18 protein-coding genes and 1 rRNA gene are annotated in these 22,365 nt (G+C 65.6%); 10 read left to right on the forward strand and 9 right to left on the reverse strand.

Going from position 1 to position 22,365, the window contains the following annotated elements; translation table 11 throughout:
- The 4 genes from Q0672_RS18900 to Q0672_RS18915 all read right to left on the reverse strand — a co-directional run.
- Positions 1 to 358, reverse strand: a 16S ribosomal RNA gene (locus Q0672_RS18900); the annotation flags it as partial.
- Positions 359 to 760: 402 nt separating this feature from the next.
- Complete coding sequence (locus tag Q0672_RS18905) at positions 761 to 2,785, reverse strand: ABC transporter ATP-binding protein (RefSeq protein WP_298624734.1); 2,025 nt, start codon at positions 2,783 to 2,785, stop codon at positions 761 to 763.
- Positions 2,786 to 2,875: 90 nt separating this feature from the next.
- Positions 2,876 to 3,355 carry a peptidylprolyl isomerase gene (locus Q0672_RS18910; RefSeq protein ID WP_153163535.1) on the reverse strand — a complete coding sequence of 160 codons (480 nt, stop codon included), beginning with the start codon at positions 3,353 to 3,355 and terminating at the stop codon, positions 2,876 to 2,878.
- A complete protein-coding gene (locus Q0672_RS18915) occupies positions 3,321 to 3,908 on the reverse strand; it encodes a peroxiredoxin (protein WP_298624735.1) in 588 nt (195 codons plus the stop codon). Before Q0672_RS18915 ends, Q0672_RS18910 begins: the two co-directional genes overlap by 35 nt.
- 286 nt (positions 3,909 to 4,194) lie before the next feature.
- Between Q0672_RS18915 and lexA the strand changes: the two genes are divergently transcribed.
- The 4 genes from lexA to Q0672_RS18935 all read left to right on the forward strand — a co-directional run bounded on the left by lexA (position 4,195) and on the right by Q0672_RS18935 (position 8,460).
- Positions 4,195 to 4,797 carry a transcriptional repressor LexA gene (gene lexA, locus Q0672_RS18920; protein ID WP_194271308.1) on the forward strand — a complete coding sequence of 201 codons (603 nt, stop codon included), beginning with the start codon at positions 4,195 to 4,197 and terminating at the stop codon, positions 4,795 to 4,797.
- A 111-nt stretch (positions 4,798 to 4,908) separates the two neighbouring features.
- Positions 4,909 to 5,661, forward strand: a complete 753-nt coding sequence (gene imuA, locus Q0672_RS18925) for a translesion DNA synthesis-associated protein ImuA (RefSeq protein WP_298624736.1) — start codon at positions 4,909 to 4,911, stop codon at positions 5,659 to 5,661.
- Positions 5,597 to 7,069: a DNA polymerase Y family protein gene (locus tag Q0672_RS18930; RefSeq protein ID WP_298624737.1), complete on the forward strand. Its 1,473-nt coding sequence runs from the start codon at positions 5,597 to 5,599 to the stop codon at positions 7,067 to 7,069. The genes imuA and Q0672_RS18930 overlap by 65 nt, the downstream gene beginning before the upstream one ends.
- Before the next feature lie 35 nt (positions 7,070 to 7,104).
- The gene (locus Q0672_RS18935) at positions 7,105 to 8,460 is read left to right on the forward strand and encodes an MATE family efflux transporter (RefSeq protein ID WP_298624738.1); all 1,356 of its coding nucleotides are present in this window, start codon (positions 7,105 to 7,107) and stop codon (positions 8,458 to 8,460) included.
- On the opposite strand, the gene Q0672_RS18940 is transcribed toward Q0672_RS18935, so the two are convergent.
- Positions 8,457 to 10,223 (reverse strand): M61 family metallopeptidase, encoded by a 1,767-nt coding sequence (locus Q0672_RS18940; RefSeq protein ID WP_298624740.1) that lies wholly within the window; start codon positions 10,221 to 10,223, stop codon positions 8,457 to 8,459. The two genes, Q0672_RS18935 and Q0672_RS18940, sit on opposite strands and share 4 nt — an antisense overlap.
- A 439-nt stretch (positions 10,224 to 10,662) precedes the next feature.
- A complete protein-coding gene (locus tag Q0672_RS18945; RefSeq protein ID WP_298624742.1) occupies positions 10,663 to 11,589 on the reverse strand; it encodes a LysR family transcriptional regulator in 927 nt (308 codons plus the stop codon).
- A gap of 100 nt (positions 11,590 to 11,689) precedes the next feature.
- Between Q0672_RS18945 and Q0672_RS18950 the strand changes: the two genes are divergently transcribed.
- Positions 11,690 to 12,466, forward strand: a complete 777-nt coding sequence (locus Q0672_RS18950) for a ferredoxin--NADP reductase (RefSeq protein WP_298624744.1) — start codon at positions 11,690 to 11,692, stop codon at positions 12,464 to 12,466.
- 49 nt (positions 12,467 to 12,515) lie between these two features.
- Here Q0672_RS18950 and Q0672_RS18955 read toward each other — a convergent pair whose 3' ends face one another.
- Both Q0672_RS18955 and Q0672_RS18960 read right to left on the reverse strand, forming a co-directional pair.
- Complete coding sequence (locus Q0672_RS18955; RefSeq protein ID WP_298624746.1) at positions 12,516 to 13,559, reverse strand: poly(3-hydroxybutyrate) depolymerase; 1,044 nt, start codon at positions 13,557 to 13,559, stop codon at positions 12,516 to 12,518.
- Positions 13,556 to 13,960, reverse strand: coding sequence for an MAPEG family protein (locus Q0672_RS18960; protein ID WP_298624748.1), 405 nt, complete (start codon positions 13,958 to 13,960; stop codon positions 13,556 to 13,558). The genes Q0672_RS18955 and Q0672_RS18960 overlap by 4 nt, the downstream gene beginning before the upstream one ends.
- Positions 13,961 to 14,045: 85 nt before the next feature.
- On the opposite strand from Q0672_RS18960, the gene Q0672_RS18965 reads away from it, so the two are divergent.
- The 5 genes from Q0672_RS18965 to ettA all read left to right on the forward strand — a co-directional run bounded on the left by Q0672_RS18965 (position 14,046) and on the right by ettA (position 20,061).
- Positions 14,046 to 15,770, forward strand: a complete 1,725-nt coding sequence (locus tag Q0672_RS18965) for an ABC transporter transmembrane domain-containing protein (protein ID WP_298624750.1) — start codon at positions 14,046 to 14,048, stop codon at positions 15,768 to 15,770.
- Positions 15,771 to 15,879: 109 nt separating this feature from the next.
- Positions 15,880 to 16,596, forward strand: coding sequence for a long-chain N-acyl amino acid synthase (locus Q0672_RS18970; protein WP_298624752.1), 717 nt, complete (start codon positions 15,880 to 15,882; stop codon positions 16,594 to 16,596).
- A gap of 102 nt (positions 16,597 to 16,698) precedes the next feature.
- Positions 16,699 to 17,592 carry an amino acid ABC transporter substrate-binding protein gene (locus tag Q0672_RS18975; protein WP_298624754.1) on the forward strand — a complete coding sequence of 298 codons (894 nt, stop codon included), beginning with the start codon at positions 16,699 to 16,701 and terminating at the stop codon, positions 17,590 to 17,592.
- A 3-nt stretch (positions 17,593 to 17,595) separates the two neighbouring features.
- Positions 17,596 to 18,048: a hypothetical protein gene (locus Q0672_RS18980; protein WP_153163546.1), complete on the forward strand. Its 453-nt coding sequence runs from the start codon at positions 17,596 to 17,598 to the stop codon at positions 18,046 to 18,048.
- Between the two features lie 348 nt (positions 18,049 to 18,396).
- Positions 18,397 to 20,061: an energy-dependent translational throttle protein EttA gene (ettA, locus tag Q0672_RS18985; protein WP_298624757.1), complete on the forward strand. Its 1,665-nt coding sequence runs from the start codon at positions 18,397 to 18,399 to the stop codon at positions 20,059 to 20,061.
- Positions 20,062 to 20,162: 101 nt separating this feature from the next.
- Here ettA and Q0672_RS18990 read toward each other — a convergent pair whose 3' ends face one another.
- The gene (locus Q0672_RS18990; RefSeq protein ID WP_298624759.1) at positions 20,163 to 22,361 is read right to left on the reverse strand and encodes an MtrB/PioB family decaheme-associated outer membrane protein; all 2,199 of its coding nucleotides are present in this window, start codon (positions 22,359 to 22,361) and stop codon (positions 20,163 to 20,165) included.
- Positions 22,362 to 22,365: the final 4 nt, after the last annotated feature.

Here is a 22,365-nt window from a genome sequence, read left to right on the forward strand (position 1 = left end):
TTCCCCACTGCTGCCTCCCGTAGGAGTCTGGGCCGTGTCTCAGTCCCAGTGTGGCGGATCATCCTCTCAGACCCGCTACGGATCGTCGCCTTGGTAGGCCTTTACCCTACCAACTAGCTAATCCGACATCGGCCGCTCGTATAGCGTGAGGCCTTGCGGTCCCCCACTTTCCCCCTCAGGGCGTATGCGGTATTAGCGTAACTTTCGCTACGTTATCCCCCACTACACGGCACGTTCCGATGCATTACTCACCCGTTCGCCACTCGTCAGCGGAGCAAGCTCCCTGTTACCGTTCGACTTGCATGTGTAAAGCATGCCGCCAGCGTTCAATCTGAGCCAGGATCAAACTCTTAAGTTCAATCCAAAAACTCCAGAAACCTGACGTTTCTGCAGATACTTCAATTTCTTGTGGCACTCTGGTATAAACCAGAACACCGCCTCGAAACCGAGTACCCACACCTATCGGTTGTTCGAATTTTTAAAGAACCGCTGCGCGCTGCAGCGAAGAGGTGCGCATTATACAGAGCTTTTCAGCTCCGTCAAGCATTTCGCGAAATCTTTTTAAACTTCGCTGCAAACACCTGACTGCGCCAGAACAACCCAACACCACCGGGCCACCCCCCTCAACACCGCGCTGAACAACTGCGCTGCGAAGAGGGCCGAATTATAAAGAACTATCAGAAGACGTCAAGAGGTTTGGCGAAATTAATTCAAACCAACGACACCCGCGCAAACTTGCGTTGATGTCTGCACCTTGGCGTCACCCATCTCTGGATACCAGGTGACAACGCACCACGCGGGTCGCCGAAACCGAAACTTCGTCCGGGTAGCTCGTTCGACATGCGTCGTTCGCAACAGCGCACCGGGGATGAAAGTGGCAACCCTTTGGCGGATTGAGCGGCGATGGCATGTCCCCCTTGGCGCCCGCCCGCTTGGAAAGCCCGGCAGTCTCAATCCTGGGCACGGCATCAAGGAGCATCCGGGTGTAAGGATGACGCGGATCGCGCAGCACCTCCTCGACACGCCCTCGCTCGACAATCCTGCCCAGGTACATCACCGCCACATGGTGCGCGAGGTAATCCACGACAGCCAGGTTGTGGGTGATGAACAGATACGACAGCCCATACTCGGCCTGCAGTTCACGCAGCAGGTTGAGGATCTGCGCCTGCACCGACACATCCAACGCACTTGTGGGTTCGTCGCAGACGATCAGCTTCGGCGACACCGCCAGCGCCCGGGCGATGGCGATGCGCTGACGCTGGCCACCGGAGAACTCGTGGGGAAAACGATGGCGCATGGCCGAATCGAGCCCGACCCGACGCAGCAGCCCGTCGATACGAGCAGATCGGGCCGACATATCAGGTTCGACACCCAGCGTCAGCATCCCTTCTTCAAGAATATCGCCCACGCGCATGCGCGGATTGAGCGACGCAAAAGGATCCTGGAAGATCATCTGCAGATCGCGCCGCAGTGGCTGCCACTGGCGCGGCGACAAGGCCAGAAGATCGTGCTCGCCATAATGGGCACTGCCGCCACTGGATGGCACCAGCTTGAGCAGCGCCTTGCCGGCCGTGGTCTTGCCGCAACCGGATTCGCCGACCAGCGCCAGCGTCTCTCCGGCGGGCACGTCGAGCGAAACGCCGTCCACCGCCTTGACGTAACCCACCACGCGCCGAAACAACCCCTTCCGCACCGGGAAGTGAACCTGTAGCGCATCCACCTCGAGCGCCTTGCCCTCACTCGCGTGACGGGTGAGCACCGCATCGGGCTGACGGGGCGATTCGACCCAGCCCATCTTTTCGACCGGATCATATAGATGGCAGCGCACCGCCTGCTCGCCCACGCCGTGCATGGCGGGCGCCACACGTCGACAACGTTCATGGACCTGCGGGCAACGATCGGCAAAGCGGCAACCCGGGTGACGCTCGCCCAACCTGGGAACCTGCCCGACCAGCGTCTCCAGCGCCCTGCCCCGCTGCTCCGACGTGGGGAGCGCGGCGAACAGCTTGCGTGAATAGGGGTGCAGCGGTTCGCTGAAGAAGACTTCCCGCGGCCCCGTCTCGACGAGCTCGCCAGCGTACATCACGCCAACCCGATGGGCCATCCGCGAGACCACGCCCAGATCGTGAGTGATCAGCAGCATGCCCATGCCGCGGCTTGCCTGCAGCTCTGCCAGCAGATCGAGCACCTGGGCCTGGATCGTCACATCGAGGGCCGTGGTCGGCTCATCGGCGATCAGCACCTTTGGATCGCCGGCCAGGGCGATGGCGATCATCACCCGCTGCTTCATGCCGCCAGAGAGCTGGAACGGGTACTCCCCCAGACGACGCGCGGGATCGGGGATGCCGACGGCCGTGAGCAGCCGTTCGGCTTCATCCCAGGCCGGACGGCCATGCAGCCCCCGATGGCGGACGAGCACCTCGCCGATCTGGTCGCCGACGGTCATCACCGGATTGAGGCTGGTAGCCGGCTCCTGGAAGATCATGGCCAGCCGGTTGCCGCGCACATCGCGCATCTGCGTCTCGGGCATGGTGTGCAGGGCCTCGTCGCCCAGCACGATCGACCCGGCGGTGATCCGTCCGCCGGCGGGCAACAGCCCCATGCAGGCAAGCGCCGTCATCGACTTGCCGCAGCCCGATTCGCCCACCAGCGCCAGCGTGCGTCCCGCCGACACCTCGAAGCTGATGCCATCCACCGGACGCAGAGGTTTGTCCCTCGGCCCGAGTTCAACCCGTAACTGCTCGACCTTCAGCAAGCTTTGAGCTTCCATTTGGAGTCTGCACATCCCAAAGAAAACGGACCGCCAGGCGGTCCGCTCGAATCCATGAACCGGCCGAGAACCCGGGCACCTTCGCACCCCTCAGCCGACATGAGATCAGTGGTGATGACCACCTTCGCCATGCACATGGCCGTGGCCGATTTCTTCGGCGCTGGCGGCGCGCACGCTCTTCACGGTGATGTCGAAAATCAGCGCGGTACCGGCAAGAGGATGGTTGCCATCGACAACCACCTTGCCGTCGGCGATGTCGGTGATGCGGTAGACCATTTCCTCGTCGTCGTTGTCGCCAACGCGCTCAAAAGACATGCCCACTTCGATGTTGTCCGGGAACAGGGAGGCGTCTTCCACCAGCACCAGCTCTTCGTCGAACTCACCAAACGCATCTTCCGGTGCCAGCTTGATGGTCAGCTTCTCGCCGACCTGCTTGCCGTGGAGCGCTTCCTCGATCACGGCGAAGATGCCGTCGTAACCGCCATGGAGGTACACCAGCGGGTGGTGACCGTCGTCGATCATGTTGCCATCCGGGTCCTTGACCGAGTAATCAAGCGTGACGACCGTGTTCTTGGCGATTTCCATTTACATTCCTTGAGTTGAGTTGCTTTACCAGCTGAAAGACTTCGGCCGCGTGGCCACGGGGATTCACATCGTGCAGCACATGGCGGAGCACGCCATCACTGGAAATGATGAAGGTCGAACGACGCACGCTGCGTTTCATGACGCCATCCACCACCGCCGACTGCCACACACCGTAAAGCCTGCACACGTCGCCATCTTCGTCGGACAAGAGCTCGACCGACAGGCCATGCTGGTCGCGAAAATCAGCGTGGGTGAGGCAGTCATCGGGGCTGATGCCGATCACGATACATTTTTCCTTCGCGAAATCGGCATCGTGATCACTGAAATCGATCGCCTGACGAGTGCAGCCGGGCGTGTTGTCACGGGGGTAGAAATACAGCACAACGTGGTGGGTGCCCAGCACCGACGCCAGATCGAACATTTCCATGTCGGCATCGGGCAGGGAAAAGAGCGGTGCAGGCTGACCTTCGGTCGGGGCTACCGCTTCGGCGGGGGATTCTAACCGAGCCGCCTTGAGAACTCTACCCGAAGCGTGTTGAGGGCTGACAAGCATGAAAATCTCCTCTGGGGGCTGAGGGCCCGGCAAGCGGAGCCCTGCTGATTAGGCGATTCGGACACGTGCTGTTCTCAGTTCTTCTTGTCTTTGCTTATGATGCCTCGTCAGGCTATTGGCGCGCGACGGGCACCCTTGAATGAATAGTCCATTGGCGCCCCGGCCTCAAGCGCTTTGTCTTCAGATTTTGATGTTTATCACGAGCAGAGCCCCCCCGGAAAGCCCATCTACAGCTTGTCATGCGCAAAACGCTGTATATAATTACATAAGACTTCAGGAGTATGCCGTGTCCGAACAACTCACCGCCCGTCAGCAAGAAATCCTTCAACTCATTCGCGATACCGTCGAGCACGAAGGTCGCCCGCCCACGCGGGCGGAAATCTGTACTGCGTTTGGCTTCAAATCCCCCAACGCTGCCGAAACCCATCTGCGCGCTCTCGCCAGCAAGGGTGTCATCTCGCTGGAAGAAGGCCGTGCCCGGGGCATCCGTCTCGTCGAATCCCTCGGCCTGCCCCTCGTCGGGCGGGTAGCTGCAGGTAGCCCGATTCTTGCCGCCGAGCACATCCAGCGCCGCTTCCATGTTGACCCCAACATGTTCTCGCCCCGAGCCGACTACCTGCTCCAGGTTCGCGGCCAGAGCATGCGCGACGCCGGCATCCTCGACGGCGATCTGCTCGCCGTCCACCGCACCACCGAAGCCCGGGACGGCCAGATCATCGTGGCCCGCATGGAAGACGACGTCACCGTGAAACGCCTGTCCCGCAAGGGGCCGATCGTCGAACTCCTGCCGGCCAACCCCGACTTTGAACCCATCATTGTCGACACCCGCAACGAGCCGCTGGAAATCGAAGGCCTCGCGGTCGGTCTGATCCGCAACGACAGCCTCTGATCCTCGTCAGCACAAACGGTTGCCCTGCCCTGCAATCGGCAGGCAACCGCGCAGCGGCACCTGGCGCGCAAGGCATGAAGCGTTCAATAACAGCCTAGTTCATTTATTGCCATGGCGCCTCCGGCTGTTTCTGTCCTTCGTTCCCCAGACGCGTTGCAGCATCTTGTGTGGCGTGGCGATCAGGTTGCCTCGGCAGCGCCCGGCATTGCCACCGGCCATGCCGCCCTGGATGCCGTGCTGCCCGGCAAGGGCTGGCCGGTCGGCGCACTCACCGAGATCCTCGTTCCCCATACCGGTGTCGGTGAGCTCGGACTGATCCTGCCCCTGCTCCAGCGGGTGCCCGAAAGGCGCTGGGCCGTCTGCATTGCGCCGCCAGGCCAGCTTTATGCGCCGGCCCTCTCTAGCGCGGGCATTCCCCTCGAGCGGCTGCTCCTCGTTGATGCCGAAAGCCCCGCCCATGCCCGCTGGGCGGCCCGCCAGTCGCTCAACTCCCATAGCTGCGCAGCCGTCGTGATGTGGCTGGCCGAGGCCGACAACGGCGCCCTTCGCCGACTTCAGCTGGCTGCTGAAGAAAGCGCCACGACACTCATCCTGATACGGCCTGCCACAGTGGCGGGCCAACCATCGCCAGCAGTGCTGCGTCTTGCGCTTACGGCACGGGATGGCGGGGTGGACGTGCGCGTGCTCAAGCGCCGCGGCCCACAACTGGCCGGCCCGGTCGCCATTGATCTGCCCCGACTGCCCGTCAGGCCGGCGCCATCGCCCCAATCCACCCAGCCTTCCGGTCATGCCGTCATCCATGCTCTGGTGCGCCCTCTACCTGCCCGATCTGCCCCTGCAGGTCTTCGCACGGGGGCAGGCTGAAGCCGGGCCACTGGCGGTTCTCAGCCCCCGTCCGCGCCAGCGCGTACTGGCAGCAACGCCTGCCGCCCGGGCCTGCGGAATCGAAGCCGGGCTCAAACGCGCCAGCGCCCTGGCGCTCCTGCCCAGCCTGACACTGATTGATCGGGATATCGCCCGGGAAACCGCCGCCCTTGCAGAGATCGCGGGCTGGGCCGGGCGCTTCACCTCGTCAGTCAGCCTTGATCCGCCCGCCACCCTGCAACTCGAGATCCGCGCCAGTCTGCGTCTCTTCGGCGGGCTCGACCCTGCCTGCGCAGCCATCGCCGACGGCCTGACCGAGCTGGGCTTCACCGCCCGGCTCGCCGTAGCACCAACCCCGCTGGCTGCCCGCTGGCTGGCCCGCTGCGCCCCGGGCAGCCAGATCACCGACCCCGCAAAGTTGCCGGAAACCCTCGACGCCCTGCCCCTCGGCACCCTGGCCGACGAGCCCGGCCTCGGCGCGGACACCCTCGAACTCCTCACCGGCATCGGCGCCCGCTGCCTGGGTGATGTCCGCTGCCTGCCCCGCAGCGGACTCGCCCGGCGTCAGGCCCAGGCGATCACCGATCTGCTCGATCGCGCCTACGGCGCCACACCCGACCCGCGTCGGTGGTATGTCGCACCGGAACACTACACCGCCAGCCTGCCCCTGCCAGCGCCCAGCGATCAGGTGGATACCCTGCTCTTCGCCGTACGCCGCCTGCTCGGTGGGCTGGGCGGATGGCTGGACGGACGTCAGGCCGGGCTAGAGCGTTTCTCCCTGGTGCTGGAATTCGAAGCCCTCACCAGCGCTCATCGGGGCCTCGCGCGGGAGGCCCGGCTCGACATCGTGCTCGGCACCCTTACCCGCGACATGGCCCGCTGCCAGCTGCTGGCCCGTGAGCATCTGAGCCGCCAGGCCCTGCCCGCACCGGTGGACACCGTACGCATCGAGGCCGACGCACCGCGCCCCATCGCCCCGCCCCGCAGCGATCTGTTCGATGCCAAAGCCGGCGAAGACGGCGACCCCGACCTCCTCGTCGCCACCCTGCGCGCGCGCCTCGGCAACGACGCCGTGCGCTGCCTCGCCACCCACCCCGACCACCGGCCGGAGCTCGCCTGGCGACGGGTCGATCCTCTTGCCCGGCCACGCGCAACCACAGCGCCCGACGCCCTGCCTGCCGCACCGCGCCCCCTGTGGCTGCTGGCCGAGCCGCGCCCCATCCAACAGCCAGCGCCCGAAAACCTCCTCGCAGGCCCCGAACGCATCGAATCCGGCTGGTGGGATGGCGACGACGCCGAGATCGCCCGCGACTACTACGTGGCCCGCCGCCGCGACCGCAGCCTGGTGTGGGTCTTCCGGGATCGGCGGCCGCCCCACGGGTGGTTCCTGCACGGCTACTTCGCCTGAAACACCCCGCCCCACCGCGCTACACTACGCCGCCCATGAAATCCCCCGTCGCCCTCTTCCAGCGCATCGCCGCCCTCGCCTGGCCGGTGCTGATCGCCCAGCTCTCGTCGATGACCCAGATGGTCAGCGACACCGTACTCACGGGCCGCTACGGCACCACCGACCTCGCCGCCGTGGCGGTGGGCAGCGGCATCTACATCTCGGTGGTGATGCTGATGGTGGGCATTCTGCAGGCGGTGGCGCCCACCGTGGCCCATCACGTGGGCGCGGGTCGCAACGACGAGATCGGGCCCGCCGTGCAGCAGGGCTTCTGGCTCGCCCTGGCCCTGTCGGTGCCGGCGATGCTCTTCCTGCGCCACCCGGACTGGCTGATGCAGCTCGCCGACGTGAGCCCGGAGGTGAACACCCGCGCCCGGGATTACCTCGCCACCATCGCCTGGGGATTGCCGGCGGCTTTCCTGTACCGCACCTTTTACGCTTTCACCAACGCCCTCGGGCGCACCCGGGTGCTGATGTTCATCAGCCTCACCACCACGGCGGTGCACATTCCCCTGTCGTGGGCACTCATCAACGGCCACCTGGGCCTGCCAGCAATGGGTGGTGTCGGCTGCGCGGTGTCGAGTGCCTGCATCTGCTGGCTGGCCGTGGTCTCAGCGCTGATCCACGTCCAGCGCACGCCCGCCTATCAGCCCTACCACCTGTTCTCCCGCTGGCAGCCGCCCCGGGCCGCCCAGCTTGGCGAACTCCTGCGGCTGGGGCTGCCAATGGGCTTCTCGAGCTTTGTCGAGATCACCTCGTTCACGCTCATCGCCCTGCTGGTGGCCCGGCTGGGCGCCACGGTGGTGGCCGGTCACCGGATCGTCGGCAATCTGTCGGCGCTGATCTACATGCTGCCCCTGGCCATCGCCATCGCCACCCTGGTGCTGGTCGGCCAGGCGCTGGGCGGGCACGACGGCACCGGCGCACGGCGCGCAGCCCGGGCCGGCATCGTGTTCGCCACCGGGCTATCGACGCTGGTGAGCATTGGCGTGTGGTTCGTTCGCGAGCCCGTGATGGCCGCCTACACCACCGACCCGGCAGTGCGCGAGCTCGCCGTGTCGCTGGTGATCTACATCTGCCTCTACCAGTTCTTCGACGCCATCCAGACGGTCGCCGCCCACGCCCTGCGCGGCTACAAGATCACCTTCGGGCCGATGCTGATCCACACCCTGTGTTTCTGGGGCATCGGCCTCGCCGGTGGCAACTGGCTGAGCTTCCACGGGCTGGGCAGCCTTTTGCCGCCCCAGGGCGTAGCGGGCTTCTGGCAGGCGGCGGTGCTCAGCACCGTGGCTGCGTCGGTGCTGTTCGGGTTCTACCTGCACTACGCGTCGCAGGGCGCAACGCAGGATTAGCCGGCCAGCCAGCCTTCCCGCAGCGCCATCACCGAAGCCGGCGCGTCGTCGGCCAGAACCAGCTTCGCCACATCGGCCGGCGCGGCGCGCAGTTCCACTTCAAAACGCATCAGCTCGTCCCGGCGAAAGACATGGATCGCCACCCGCTCGCCGGCCATGCGCCGGGCCAGCAGCTTGTCGAAATTGCCAGACGTCACCTTCAGCCCGTCCAGCGCCACCAGCACGTCGCCCGCCGACAGCCCCGCGCCTTGGGCCGGAGCACCGTCGAACACGTTGGCGATCTTCAGCGCGTCGCCATCTGCGGTGGTGCGCACGCCGATGCCCGGCGCCTCGCTGGGCGCCTCCCAGGCCAGATCAACACCAACGCGCTTGAGCCACGCCTCCAGCGGCAGCTCGCCGGTGCCGTCGACGATCTCCCGCAGCCAGTCGCCCAACGCAGCACCACCCAGCTCGGCGGCCAGGGCGAACAGCCCGTCCTCGGCCACGCCCACGCCCGTCTGGCCGTGGCGCTGCCACAGGGCCCGCATCAGGTCGTCGAGGCTTGTGCGACCCTGGCTATCGGCCCGCAGATTGAGATCCAGCAGCAGGCCCACCAGCGCGCCCTTGGTGTAATAGCTGACGATGGCGTTGGGGCTGTTCTCGTCCTGGCGGTAATACTTGGTCCACGCCTCGAAGGACGACTCGGCAACGCTCTGCTTGCGCCGGCCGCTACCCTTGTGCACCTGGCTGATGGTCTTGCCCAGCAGGGTGAGGTAATCCGCCCGAGTGATGCGTCCGGTGCGCACCAGCATCAGGTCGTCGTAGTAAGACGTGAAACCCTCGAAGGCCCACAGCAGCCGCGTGTAGTTCTCACGCGAGAGATCGTAGGGCACGAAGGCCGCGGGCTTGATGCGCTTGACGTTCCAGGTGTGGAAATACTCGTGGCTGCACAGGCCGAGGAACTGGCGATAGCCTTCCGTCGGCGCTTCCATGCCCGCGTGGGGCAGATCGGCCCGGCTGCACAGCAGCGCGGTGGACGCCCGGTGCTCGAGGCCGCCATAGCCGTCCCCCACCGCCATCACCAGAAAGACGTAACGGTCCATCGGCGCCGGCTCGCCAAACAGGCGGATCTGCGCTTCGCACACAGGCTTCAGGTCTTCCACCAGGCGCGTCAGGTCGCAATCGTGGCGGCCGGTGATCGCCACCGCGTGGGGCACACCGCAGGCGTCGAACTCCGCCAGTGAGAAGGTGCCCATCTCCACCGGATGGTCGATCAGCGCGTCGTAGCTTTCAGCCTGATAGCGGCCAAAGCCGTAGCGCTCGGCGCCAGCCTCCGGCAGGCTGGTGGCCACGCGCCAACCAGTATCTTCAAGGCCAGCAGGCGGCAGGATGTCCACCTGATGGGCTGCATCCTCGAAGCCGTGAGCGCACAGGAAGACGCTGGTGCCGTTGAAGAAGCCGTGGGTCTGGTCCAGATGCGCGGTACGCACCGACAGATCCCACGCATAAACGGTGTAGCGCAGCGTCACCGGGCCGCTCAGGCCGGCGGGGAGGCGCCAGGTGTGCTTGTCGGGCCGCGTCACCACAAGCGGCGTGTCGCCGCGCTGGGCAGTCAGGCTGACGACGTTCTTCGCGAACTCCCGGATCATGTAACTGCCGGGAATCCACGCCGGCAGGCTGAACACCTGCCCGGCCGGATCCGGCGCGTCGAGGTGCAGCGTGACTTCGAACAGATGGGCAGCCGGCTGGACAGCCTGGATCGTGTAGCGGACGGCGGAATTCATCGGGGCGCTTCATGCAGATTGACGGAAGGCGCCGATTCTACCCGCCACCGCCACACCCGGCCCGACGAAGGCTGCCTAAAATTTAGGCAATGGCACAATTCCCTTTCGGCAGAAGGTGTTGCCACCTGCCCCCACAGTTTGTCCACACCCTTGCCCACCTCCGCTGGGGAAAACTACCCACTAAATCGACCTCAAAACACCCTGCACCAAATTGAGGCAGCGACCCATTATCCTTTCCGATCATCGACTTGCTGCACTGCCGCACAGCTTATCCACAGCTTGTCCCCGGATTTTTGTGAATAGATTGAAACTATCTAAAATTCGGTTTGAACAGAATTGACCTATTTTTAAGCAAGCGTAAAAAACCCTTTTGTGTCCGGCAGATGACAGCGGCCCCCACAGTTTGTCCACAGCCTTGCCCACGCCTGTTGTGGGTTATTCAGGGGATGAAGGGGAGCTGGATCAGGTCGCTGCGGGTGACGCCGGCGGTCATCTGACGGCACAGGGCGATGAACTCGCTCATCCCGGCCGTCACATACTTGCGCTGATGAATTACGAACTGGAACTGCCGGCGCAGATCCAGCTCCGGGGTTGCCAGTGGCACCAGGCTGCCCCGCCGGAAAGCCTCCCGCAGCGCCAGCCGCGAGATGCAGCCAATGCCCAGGCCGCTCTCCACCGCCCGCTTGATGGCCTCGGTGTGCTCCAGCTCCAGCCGCACCTTGAGCGGCCCGCCCACATGCCGCAGGGCCTGGTCGAAAGTCTCCCGGGTGCCCGAGCCCACCTCGCGCAGGATCAGGTCCTGGGTCAGCAGTTCATCCACGCCCACCTTCCCGGCCCGGGCCAGGGGATGGCCCGGCGCGCAGAACACCACCAGCTCGTCGTCCACCCAAGGCTCGACGATCAGATCAGGGTGTCGGCAGCTACCCTCGATCAGCCCCAGGTCGAGCTCGTAGTGGGCCACCTGATGAATGATCGTCGCGGAGTTGTGCACCGACAGTTTCACCCGCGCGCTCGGGTGCCGGCGCAGGAAATCCGCGGCGATCAGGGTGGCGAGGTAGTTGCCGATGGTGAGCGTGGCACCGATCTGGATCGGCCCGAAATCCATCTTGCGGGCCAGCAGGGTCTCGATCTCCTCGGCGTGGCCGATGAGCTGCGCCGCGTGGGGCAGCAGCGTCTTGCCCAGTTCGTTGAGACGCAGGGCCTTGCCGATGCGGTCGAAGAGCTGGGTGTCGAACTGGCGTTCCAGCTCGCCCAGGGCCGTGCTGGTGGCCGACTGGGACAGGGCGAGCTCGTCCGCGGCGCGAGAGACGCTCTGGTGCCGGGCGACGGCCACGAAGATTTCCAGTTGGCGAAGGGTGTACTTCATATATCTATAAAATCGAATAAATATATCAATACAAACCATTTTACAGATTTGTGCCACTCACTAAAATTGCTGCATCACAACATCCGTTTCAGGCGCAATCATGAGCAAGCTGAGCACCCAAACCGTCCTCGAAGTCCGTCACTGGAACGAATCCCTGTTCAGCTTCAAGGTCACCCGCGACACTGGCCTGCGCTTCGAGAACGGCCAGTTCGTGATGATCGGCCTGGAAGTGGACGGCCGCCCCCTCACCCGCGCCTACAGCATCGCCAGCCCCAACTACGAAGAGCACCTGGAGTTCTTCAGCATTAAGGTGCCCAACGGCCCGCTCACCTCGCGCCTGCAGCACCTGCAGCCGGGCGATCCGATCGTGGTGAGCAAGAAGCCCACCGGCACCCTGGTGCTCCACGATCTGCTGCCCGGCCGCAACCTGTACCTGTTCTCCACCGGCACCGGCCTCGCCCCGTTCATGAGCGTGATCCAGGACCCGGAAACCTACGAGCGCTTCGAGAAGGTCGTGCTGCTGCATGGCGTGCGCTATGTGTCGGAGCTTGCCTACAGCGAGTTCATCGAGCAGGAGCTGCCCAAGAACGAGTTCTTCGGCGACGCCGTGCGGGAGAAGCTGGTGTATTACCCCACCGTGACCCGCGAGGAGTTCCGCAACCAGGGCCGCGTCACCGAGGTCATCGAAACCGGCAAGCTGTTCGAAGACACCGGCCTTCCCCCCATCGATCCGGCCCTCGACCGCGCCATGATCTGCGGCAGCCCGGCCATGCTCGACGACTGCTGCAAGATGCTCGACGCCCGCGGCTTCAAGATCTCGCCGCACATCGGCGCGCCGGCCGACTACGTCATCGAACGGGCCTTCGTCGAGAAGTGAGCCTTCCGGCCCGCCCACAAAAAATCCGGCCTTGGCCGGATTTTTTCGTTCACCGGGCTGGCGCGTCGGCCAGCCTGGAAATCATCTTGCGCACCGCCACCATCTGCGGCCCGTTGCGGGTGGCGTAATCCACCGCGCTGTAGCCCCACCAGTCCCAGCAGCCCTTCGGGTTGTACACCCAGCGCATTGATCCCGACGCCCAGCCGCTCCGGGCCACCACCTGCGGATAGAGGATCACCAGCCGGTTCGATTCGGCCCAGGCGTTGTAGCCGGCCCCTTCGGCAAAGCGCCGGCCCAGCGCATCCACGCCCTGCCGGCAGCCATGAAACGCCACATGCACCCGGCAGCCGCCCGCGCGGCAGGCGGCCGGCACATACGCGAAGCCCTCGTCCGCCATGCTGATATCGATGGGTGCGCCGCCGATGAAGGGCCGCTGGTCAAAGCTGACGAGGTTGCCGGGCTCCGGCACCACCTTCGGGTTGAGCCCGCCGAGCAGGAAACCAAGGAGCTCGCCGGGCGCATCAAAATCGCCACAGCGGTTGATGAAGGGTGGTTCGGAGGTATCGCAGGCGTTGGCCTTGCCATCGGCCACCGAGATCATCGCGTGCCCCGCACCGGGCAGCGTCACCAGCCGCGTGGAGGCGGCCGGCACCCACTGCTGGTAGAAGCCCATCAGCGCATCGACCACCGGGCGCTCGACGGTGTGGTCGGCACTGCCGGTGAGCACCCACACCTTGTCGTCAGCCAGCGCCGAGGGCGGATCGATGAGATCGAGCCGTGCACGGGATTCGATCCGCGGCTTGATGTCGGCGGGCTTGGGCGGCGGCGTCCAGCGGGTGGGCGCCATGCAGGCCGTCAAGGCCCGGATGACGCTGCCGTCGGCGCAGTCGTACGGCCCGGCGGCGAGGATGCCGACACCCCGCACGAGCTTCGAATACGCCACCTGAAACTGCCCCGCCATGTAGCCGCCGGACGAGATGCCCGAGACGGTCACCGCCGATCCGTCCGCCCGCAGTGCCGGCAGGGGTGGCGCGGCCAGCGCGCCGGAAGCAGCCAGCGTAGCGGCCAGCATCACGTAAGTCCGCTTCATCATTTGGCCCCCATCAGTTGCGCGATCACCCCGCCAGCGGCGAGGAGCCCCAGCCCCCCGAAGGCCAGCGCCGCCACGGTAAAGCCTTTCGCCCGCAGCCCGGGCGCCTTCGCGTAGCCTACGGCGTACCACACCCGGCCCACGAGCCACACGCCCCCCAGCGCCGCCGAGGTAGCGTCGCTCACGTAGGCGGCGCAGATCCACAGGCAGGGCAAGGTCATCGCGGCCCATTCGAGGGTGTTCATCTGCACCCGGTAAAGGCGCTCGAACACCGGATGGCCGGTGACGGCCGGCGCGGCCACGCCGTAGCGGTGACGCCCCTTGCCCACGGCAAAGCAGGTGCCAAACATCAACAAGGCGATCAGGAGCGTGACCCCGGCGGTAAGCGGTGAAGAAGACAGCATGGATTGAGGATTCCGGAAGACGAGCGCCATAGCTTACCGTCCCTCCGTCATACTGCGCATCACCGTTCGTTTCGCCGCCTCCTTCATGTTCCGCATCCTCGTCCAGCTGCTCTCCCCCTACCGTCGTCGTGTCTTCATCGCCGCCATCGCCCTGGTGATCGCCGCCGGCACCATGCTGGCCGTCGGCCAGGGCCTGCGGGCGGTGATCGACAAGGGCTTCTCGGCGGGCGACCCAGCCTGGCTCGACCGCACCCTCGCCACCATGGGTGGACTGATCGTGCTCCTCGCTGGCGCCACCTACCTGCGCTTCTACAACGTGTCGTGGCTGGGCGAGCGGGTCACGGCCGACATCCGCCGGCGGATCTTCGATCATCTGCTCACCCTGCCACCGGCGTGGTTCGAGGCCGGGCGCACCGGCGAGGTGATCTCGCGTCTCACCGCCGACACTACCCAGCTCGAAAACGTCATCGGCTCCAGCCTCTCCATTGCGCTACGCAACGCGCTGCTGCTCATCGGCGGGCTGGTGATGCTGTTCACCACCAGCCTCAAACTCAGTTTGCTCACCGTGGGCGGAGTGCCGCTGGTGGTGGTGCCGATCATCCTGTACGGCCGGCGGGTGCGCAGCCTGGCCCGCGAGAGCCAGGATCGCGTGGCCGAGCTGGGCAACCGCATCGACGAAACCATCCACGAGATCCGCATCGTCCAGGCCTATGGCCACGAGGACGCCGACCGCCGCGACTTTGGCCGGCTGGTGGAATCCAGCTTCGACACCGCCCGCGACCGCGTCGCCAACCGGGCCCGGCTGGTGGCCGCGGTGATGTTGCTGGTGTTCGGCGCGGTGGCCTTCATCCTGTGGGTAGGCGGCCACGACGTGCTTGCGGGCCGGCTCTCGGCGGGCGAGCTGTCGGCCTTCGTGTTCTATGCGGCGCTGGTGGCCGGCAGCGTCGGCGCGCTGTCGGAGGTGTGGGGCGACCTGCAGCGGGCCTCCGGCGCCACCGAGCGGCTGATGGACATCCTGGGCGCCACGCCGGCCATCCTCGCCCCGGCCCGGCCCCAGCCCCTGCCCGAGCCATCCCGGGGCGATCTGGCCTTCGAGCACGTCCGCTTCTTCTACCCCAGCCGGCCCGACACCCCGGCGCTGGACGACTTCACCCTCACCATCGCACCGGGCGAGACGGTCGCCCTCGTCGGCCCGTCCGGCTCCGGCAAGAGCACGGTTTTCCAGCTGCTGCTGCGCTTCTACGATCCCCAGGCCGGCCGGGTAGTGCTGGACGGTGTCGATCTCACCGCTGCCGACCCGCTCGCCATCCGCCAACGCATCGCGCTGGTGCCCCAGGATGCGGTGATCTTCGCCACCAGCGTGGCCGACAACGTGCGCTACGCGCGCCCCGACGCCAGCCTCGACGAGGTGCGCGCCGCCTGCGCCGCGGCCTTCGCCGACGAGTTCATCACCCGCCTGCCCGAAGGCTACGACACCGATCTGGGAGAACGCGGCGTGCGCCTTTCTGGCGGCCAGCGCCAGCGCATCGCCATCGCCCGGGCGATCCTCGCCGATCGGCCGGTGCTGCTCCTCGACGAAGCCACTTCGGCCCTCGACGCCGAAAGCGAGCGCATGGTCCAGACCGCCCTCGACGGCCTGATGCGCCGCCGCACCACGCTCGTCATCGCCCACCGGCTGGCCACCGTCCAGAAGGCCGACCGGATCATCGTGCTCGACGGAGGGCGCATCGTCCAGCAAGGCAGCCACGCCGAGCTCGTCGCCCAGGATGGGCTATACGCCCGACTCGCCCAGCTGCAGTTCGTCGCATGACTGCGCCGAGAACTAGTTCCTCGGTGCGTGCACATTAAGCGGGTAGTTGTCATACTTTAAAATTCGTGTGAGATATTTCGCACATGGTTTCACGGATGTGGAAGGCATCATGCATCCGATGAACACCAGCGTCCGCGCGTCCCCTTTTCGTCCGGAGGAACTCGAATTTCCCGAGTTCGGTACCAACCGGACGACCACCTACACGGTCGAGTGCGCGGACCCGCATCGGCACGATCACGCGGTACGCCTGCTGATCGAACGCATGTACGAATGGCGCGGCCTCGCGCCCGTCGACACCGACCTCCACGCCACCCGACCCGACCGCATCACCCTGGTGGCATCCGACGAACACGAGATCTTCGGCACCGTCACCCTGGGCCTCGATGGCCGCGACGGCATCCTCGCCGACGCGCTCTACCCCGAAGAACTCGATCGCCTGCGCAGCCGCGGCGCCCGCCTGTGCGAGCTCACCCGCCTGGCGATGGACACCCGTCACAACGCCAAGGAAGTGCTGGGCGCCCTGCTCCATCTGGTCTACATCCACGGCCGCCTGATCCACGGCGTCACCGACGTGGTCATCGAAGTCCATCCCCGCCACGCCGGGTTTTACCAGCGCATGATCGGCTTCAGCTACATCGGCGAGGAACGCATCTGCCCGCGGGTCAACGCCCCGGCTGTGCTGCTCCATCTGGAGCTCGCCCACATGGACGAGCAGATCGCCCTGTACGGCGGCACCGGCGACCCCGGTGTGCGCACGCTCTACCCCTACTTCCTCTCGCCGGAAGAGCAGGACCGCATCTTCCTCAGCCTCAGTTCGGCCCACTGATCAGCGGCACGCCCCCGCCAGACGTCCAGCCCGGACGACTATGACAGTCCCATTTGACGATAGAATGCCAGTGCCCCTACTCGTCCTGTGGAGACTTCCCCCATGCGTCGCGCTGCCTCCTGTTTCCGTCTTGCCCCCACCCTTGCCCTGATCGGCGGCCTGTTCCTCTCCGGCATCGCCCCCGGCGCCTCGGCGCAAAGCCCCGAACTCACCGGCACCCTCAAGAAAATCCGCGACACCGGCGTGATCGCCCTCGGTCACCGGGCCGAATCCGCCCCCTTCTCCTTCGTCAATGCGGAAGGCCGGCCCGACGGCTACTCGGTCGACCTGTGCCTGGGCGTCGCCGACAGCATCAAGGAAACCCTCCAGCTGCCCAGGCTGCAGGTGAAGTGGGTGCCCGTCACCTCCGCCGACCGCATCGATCAGGTGACCAGCGGCAAGGTCGATCTCGAGTGCGGCACCACCAGCGCCACCCTGTCCCGCCAGGCGTCCGTTGATTTCTCCAACCTGATCTTCGTGGATGGCACCGGCCTGCTGGTCCGCAACGACCGCAACGTACGCCGCATCGCCGACCTGGCCAACGGCACGGTGGCCGTCACCGCGGGCACCACCACCGAGGCCGCCCTCCGCCAGGCCTTCGCCCAGCGCGCCATCACCGCCACCGTGGTCACCGTCAAGAACGAACTCGAAGGTCTGGCCGCTGTTGAGGCCGGCCATTTCGACGCCTACGCCAACGACCGCCTGATCCTCATCGGCGTCGCCCGCAAGGCCAGGGATCTGAGCGCCCTTTCGCTGGTGGACGAAGACGCCTCCATGGAACCCTACGCGCTGATGATGCGCCACGACCCGAGCTTCCGCCTCGCCGTCAACCGCTCGCTTTCGGCCCTCTACCGCTCCCCTGGCATCGGCGAGATCTACGACCGCTGGTTTGGCGGCTTCGGCCAGCCCAGCCCCCTGCTGGCGGCCATGTACTACCTCAACGCCACGCCGGAATAAGTCATGCCGATCTCGTCCAAGCTTTCGCGCCGCCTTGGCGCACGCGTCTCGGCGGCCTTCCTTGCCCTTTCGCTCACCGCCTGCGCCACCACCGGTGAGCAGGCCGCCACTGCGCCGGCCCCGTCCGGCAACGGCGTGGTGATGAGCATTGCCGAATCCGAGGTGGGCAGCACCACCGGCCGCGTCGTTGGCGCCATTGGCGGCGCGGTGATCGGCTCCATGCTCGGCAGCAAGATTGGCGCTGGCTCGGGCCGCACGGCCGCGTCCCTGGCGGCCAGCATCGGCGGCTCGATGGCCGGCAGCGCCCTTGGCTCCCGGGCCCTTGCCGATCATTACTGGGATGTCTCCGTCCGCTTCGCAGATGGTGTCGACCGCGAAGTGCGGGTCAAGGACCGCCCCAACTACGGCCCCGGCGACAAGGTCAGCGTGCACGACGGCCGGATCATCCGGCGCTGAACCTCCTCCCGCCAGGCATCGCGGCTAGTGACGGCGATGCCTGGCGGTTCGGGCTCGATTCCCACCCGGCGAGCCCGCAGCACGCACGCCATCGCCCGATGTGCTACTGTCGCCGCCCGCTGGCATGCCCCAAGGCCGTTGCCCTGCCGCGCGACACCCTCCCCGCACCAGCCCCGATCAGCGGATCAACCGGCTCCGTGTTGATCGGCTTCGATGACGCGCGGCGCAAGTGTTGGGATAATGCCGCCACCGCGAGATTTTCACCGGATCGCCCCGCGCTTCCGCCTTGAGCGAAACGACGGCGGGCCTTCCCCGAATCCACCCCAATCAATCAGAAAGGCACACACCTTGGCTCAATACGTCATGTCCATGCTGCGCGTCAGCAAGATCGTCCCGCCCAAGCGGCAGATCATCAAGGACATTTCCCTGTCGTTCTTCCCCGGCGCCAAGATCGGCCTGCTCGGCCTGAACGGCGCGGGCAAATCCACCGTGCTCAAGATCATGGCCGGTGTCGAGAAGGAATACGACGGCGAAGTCCAGTGGCAGCCCAACATGTCCATCGGCTACCTGCCCCAGGAGCCCCAGCTCGATCCGGACAAGACCGTCCGTGAAGAGGTCGAGTCCGGCCTCGGTGAGGTGATGGAAGCCAAGCAGAAGCTCGAAGAGGTCTACGCCGCCTACGCCGAGCCCGACGCGGATTTCGACAAGCTGGCCGAGCTCCAGGCGAAGTACGAAAACATCATCGCCACCAGTGGCGCCGACGTGGAAACCCAACTCGAGATTGCCGCCGACGCCCTGCGCCTGCCGCCCTGGGACGCGAAGATCGGCCCTCTCTCCGGCGGTGAGAAGCGCCGCGTGGCCCTGTGCAAGCTGCTGCTGTCGCGCCCCGACATGCTGCTGCTGGACGAACCCACCAACCACCTCGACGCCGAATCCGTCGAGTGGCTCGAACAGTTCCTGTGCCGCTTCCCGGGCACCGTGGTGGCTGTCACCCACGACCGCTACTTCCTCGACAACGCCGCCGAGTGGATTCTCGAACTCGACCGCGGCCACGGCATCCCCTGGAAGGGCAACTACTCCAGCTGGCTGGAGCAGAAGGAGCAGCGCCTGGAGCAGGAAGCCAAGCAGGAAGGCGCCCGCATGAAGGCCATGAAGCAGGAACTCGAATGGGTGCGTTCCAACCCCAAGGCGCGCCAGGCCAAGAGCAAGGCCCGTCTGGCCCGCTACGAGGAAATGTCCAGCGTCGAATACCAGAAGCGCAACGAAACCCAGGAAATCTTCATTCCGGTGGGCGAGCGTCTGGGCGACAAGGTCATCGAATTCACCGACGTCTCCAAGGGTTTTGGCGACAAGCTGCTGATGGACAAGGTGAACTTCAGCATTCCGCCGGGCGCCATCGTCGGCATCATCGGCCCCAACGGCGCCGGTAAGTCGACCCTGTTCAAGATGATCACCGGCCAGGACAAGCCCGACACCGGCGAAGTGGTGATCGGACCCACGGTCAAGATCGCCTACGTCGATCAATCCCGCGACTGCCTCGACGGCACCAAGACGGTGTTCGACGAGCTCGCCGGCGGCGCCGACATCCTCACCATCGGCAAGTTCGAGATGCCCAGCCGGGCCTACATCGGCCGCTTCAATTTCAAGGGCGGCGACCAGCAGAAGCTCGTCGGCAACCTCTCGGGTGGCGAGCGCGGCCGACTGCACCTGGCCAAGACCCTGATGACCGGCGGCAACGTGCTGCTCCTTGATGAACCGTCGAACGACTTGGACGTGGAAACCCTCCGCGCCCTGGAAGACGCGCTGCTAGAATTCGCCGGCTGCGCGCTGATCATCTCCCACGACCGCTGGTTCCTCGACCGGATCTGTACCCACATCCTGGCCGCCGAAGGCGATTCCCAGTGGACCTTCTTCGCCGGCAACTACCAGGAATACGAAGAAGACAAGCGCAAGCGTCTGGGCGAAGAAGGCGCCAAGCCCAAGCGTATCCGCTACAAGCCGATCGCCCGCTGATCAGCGGCGGCTTTACGGTGGCTGCCCCGCGCCGCCACCCACCTCAAAAAAGAAACGCCCCCTTTTCGGGGGCGTTTCTTCGTCTGGGACAGCCTGAGCAGTTACGGCAAGGCGACGATGTAGGTCGCGCCGAGATAGCTCACGCTCTGCTTCGGATTGAGATAGACGGTCGTGTTGTCGGAATACACGAAGGGCGTGCCGTTGTAGCCCCAGGTCCATTCGTTGAGCTTGGTGCGCTGGTGGATGAAATCCACGCGCACGGCCGAGTTTTTCTCGATTGCATACTTGCCGAACATCCGTGCCGTGAATTGGCGGAAAGTCACATCGGGCAAGCCGCCGGAGGTGGCGAGCAGCGTCACGTTGGCAGCCGAGGCGCTGGCGTCGAGATCCTGCTGGTACTTGTCCTTGTCGGCGCTCAGGAGCAGATCGCCGCCTACGGTCAGACGTCCGGTGGGCTTGCCGTTGATGCCGAGGCCGAAGGTCTCGGTACGGTTGCGCAGCGCCGCCATGTAGCCGGTGGAGTGGTCGATGTGCGTGGTCTGGTCGCCGCGGGACCAGAAGCCGGTAAGCCGCCAGTCGTCGCTGAGCGCATACACGGCGTCGATGCCGTAGAAGCCCATGTAGCTCGCGCGCAGGCCCTTGGTCGTCGGCGCCGAGAACTTGTCCTCACCCCATTCTGCCATGAACTGCAACGTGAGTCGCTCGGTGGCCGACCAGTCGGCCGACGCCCTGATCTTCTCGCGGTTGCGGTCGACCATCGACATCGGGAAGATCGCCGTGCGGCTGTAGATCGCACCATCGGCGGTGGGTGTGACGCCCAGACCGGTGTTGGGCTTGAGCCAGGTCCCGCCGGAGCGGTCGCTGTTCTGATAGGCCACGGCACCGCTCAGGGTCTCGGTCATCGCGCGGCGCAGCTCGAGGCGATAGCCTGCTTCCTCGGTCTTCTGACGCAGGCCGCTGAGGCCGGCAACCGAATTCGTCGGCACGAACATGCCGCGGTCGATGGACTCGTAATCGGCGCCCACGGTGCCACGGAAGCCCGCCGGCAGCTGGTAGCTGGCCTCGGCCTTGCCCACCAGACGCTTGGGCGAGTAGTTGCCATTGGTGAAGGCCTTGGTGCCTTCGAGGTTGTAGTACGCGATGGGCGTCTTGTCGTTGCGGTCTTCGTAGCGCACGTTGGCCAGCAGCGACAGCTTCGGGATCGGCCGTGAGGTGATGCCGGCCTGGTAGAGCACGGAGTCGACCTCGCCACCCAGGTTGCTGCGACCGGCGGGCGCGCCGGTGAAGGCGGCAAAGCTGTCGGTCTGGGTTGCGTGAGTGAAGGCGTACTTGAAGTTGGCCTTGGTCGTCGGCGTGAAGGCGTAGTTGCCGCTCAGGAAGATCTGGTGCGCCTGGTTGTCAGGCGGCAGCGCCATCGGCAGCTGCAGGATGCTGCGCAGCTGGGGCGTGAGCGCCGGTGACATCGGATTGCCCACCGGGTTGCCCAAGTTGCCATCGACGGTTGCACCCATCGAGGTGAACTGGTTGTTGTAGAACGAGCCGTAGTAGCCGCCCGACAGGAACAGTTTCTCGGTGGAGAAGTTGAGGCGTGCCTCGAACTGCTGCGTGGTCGAGTTGATCGGCTCGGGCAGCATCAGCAGCGCCCACTGGGTGCCGGAGGCCGGGCATGTCGGCGATGGTGCAGCGCCCGAGGTGCACTGGAAACCGTTGCCGAACAGGCGAGCGCCGTTCTTGTCCTCGTTGCGGAAGCTGGCCTCGAACTGCAACGAGTTGCTGAGCCACTTCTCGACGCCCACCGTGAAGATCTTGCGCTTCAGGTCGAGGTTGAGGTCGTCGCCCGAGCCCGGCGTCGCCAGCCGGGTCACCGACAGCGCGTTGCTGCCGGTGCCGGTCACTCCGGTATTGATGGTGCGCGGGTCGTGGCGGACCATCTCGTTGTAGTCGAAGCTGTACTTCCAGTCGCCCTGCTTCTGCTGGCCAAAGCGGATCTCACGGGTGTCGAGGCCCAGGTCACGGCCCTGGAAGGTGGTCCAGGTGCCGGTGGCGGCGTCGCGTTTGATGACGTCGATGTCGAGCAGCAGGTAGGTGTCGTCACGGCGCAGGCCGGAGTACTGGCCGAACCAGCTGCGTTCGCCGTTGGTGCCAGTCAGGCCGGCGGCGCCGACCGAGACGCTGCTGTCGGGCCGGATCAGGGCGGCGATCTCGTCGTCCGCGGCATGGGCGACACTGCCAAAGGCGGCAAGCAGGGCCAGCGCAACGATCTTGAGGCTGAAACCCGGATGTGTATTCGCGGTTCTCATGATG

Origin of the sequence: uncultured Zoogloea sp. (assembly GCF_937894855.1) — a bacterium.
Lineage (GTDB): Bacteria > Pseudomonadota > Gammaproteobacteria > Burkholderiales > Rhodocyclaceae > Zoogloea > Zoogloea oryzae.

Bases quoted from the DNA above. Each gene is read 5' to 3' on its own strand.
- Q0672_RS18905 (WP_298624734.1), bottom strand. From the start codon at position 2,785: ATGTGCAGACTCCAAATGGAAGCTCAAAGCTTGCTGAAGGTCGAGCAG.
- Q0672_RS18910 (WP_153163535.1), bottom strand. From the start codon at position 3,355: ATGGAAATCGCCAAGAACACGGTCGTCACGCTTGATTACTCGGTCAAG.
- Q0672_RS18915 (WP_298624735.1), bottom strand. From the start codon at position 3,908: ATGCTTGTCAGCCCTCAACACGCTTCGGGTAGAGTTCTCAAGGCGGCT.
- imuA (WP_298624736.1), top strand. From the start codon at position 4,909: ATGGCGCCTCCGGCTGTTTCTGTCCTTCGTTCCCCAGACGCGTTGCAG.
- Q0672_RS18930 (WP_298624737.1), top strand. From the start codon at position 5,597: ATGCTCTGGTGCGCCCTCTACCTGCCCGATCTGCCCCTGCAGGTCTTC.
- Q0672_RS18935 (WP_298624738.1), top strand. From the start codon at position 7,105: ATGAAATCCCCCGTCGCCCTCTTCCAGCGCATCGCCGCCCTCGCCTGG.
- Q0672_RS18940 (WP_298624740.1), bottom strand. From the start codon at position 10,223: ATGAATTCCGCCGTCCGCTACACGATCCAGGCTGTCCAGCCGGCTGCC.
- Q0672_RS18945 (WP_298624742.1), bottom strand. From the start codon at position 11,589: ATGAAGTACACCCTTCGCCAACTGGAAATCTTCGTGGCCGTCGCCCGG.
- Q0672_RS18950 (WP_298624744.1), top strand. From the start codon at position 11,690: ATGAGCAAGCTGAGCACCCAAACCGTCCTCGAAGTCCGTCACTGGAAC.
- Q0672_RS18955 (WP_298624746.1), bottom strand. From the start codon at position 13,559: ATGATGAAGCGGACTTACGTGATGCTGGCCGCTACGCTGGCTGCTTCC.
- Q0672_RS18960 (WP_298624748.1), bottom strand. From the start codon at position 13,960: ATGCTGTCTTCTTCACCGCTTACCGCCGGGGTCACGCTCCTGATCGCC.
- Q0672_RS18965 (WP_298624750.1), top strand. From the start codon at position 14,046: ATGTTCCGCATCCTCGTCCAGCTGCTCTCCCCCTACCGTCGTCGTGTC.
- Q0672_RS18970 (WP_298624752.1), top strand. From the start codon at position 15,880: ATGCATCCGATGAACACCAGCGTCCGCGCGTCCCCTTTTCGTCCGGAG.
- Q0672_RS18975 (WP_298624754.1), top strand. From the start codon at position 16,699: ATGCGTCGCGCTGCCTCCTGTTTCCGTCTTGCCCCCACCCTTGCCCTG.
- Q0672_RS18980 (WP_153163546.1), top strand. From the start codon at position 17,596: ATGCCGATCTCGTCCAAGCTTTCGCGCCGCCTTGGCGCACGCGTCTCG.
- Q0672_RS18990 (WP_298624759.1), bottom strand. From the start codon at position 22,361: ATGAGAACCGCGAATACACATCCGGGTTTCAGCCTCAAGATCGTTGCG.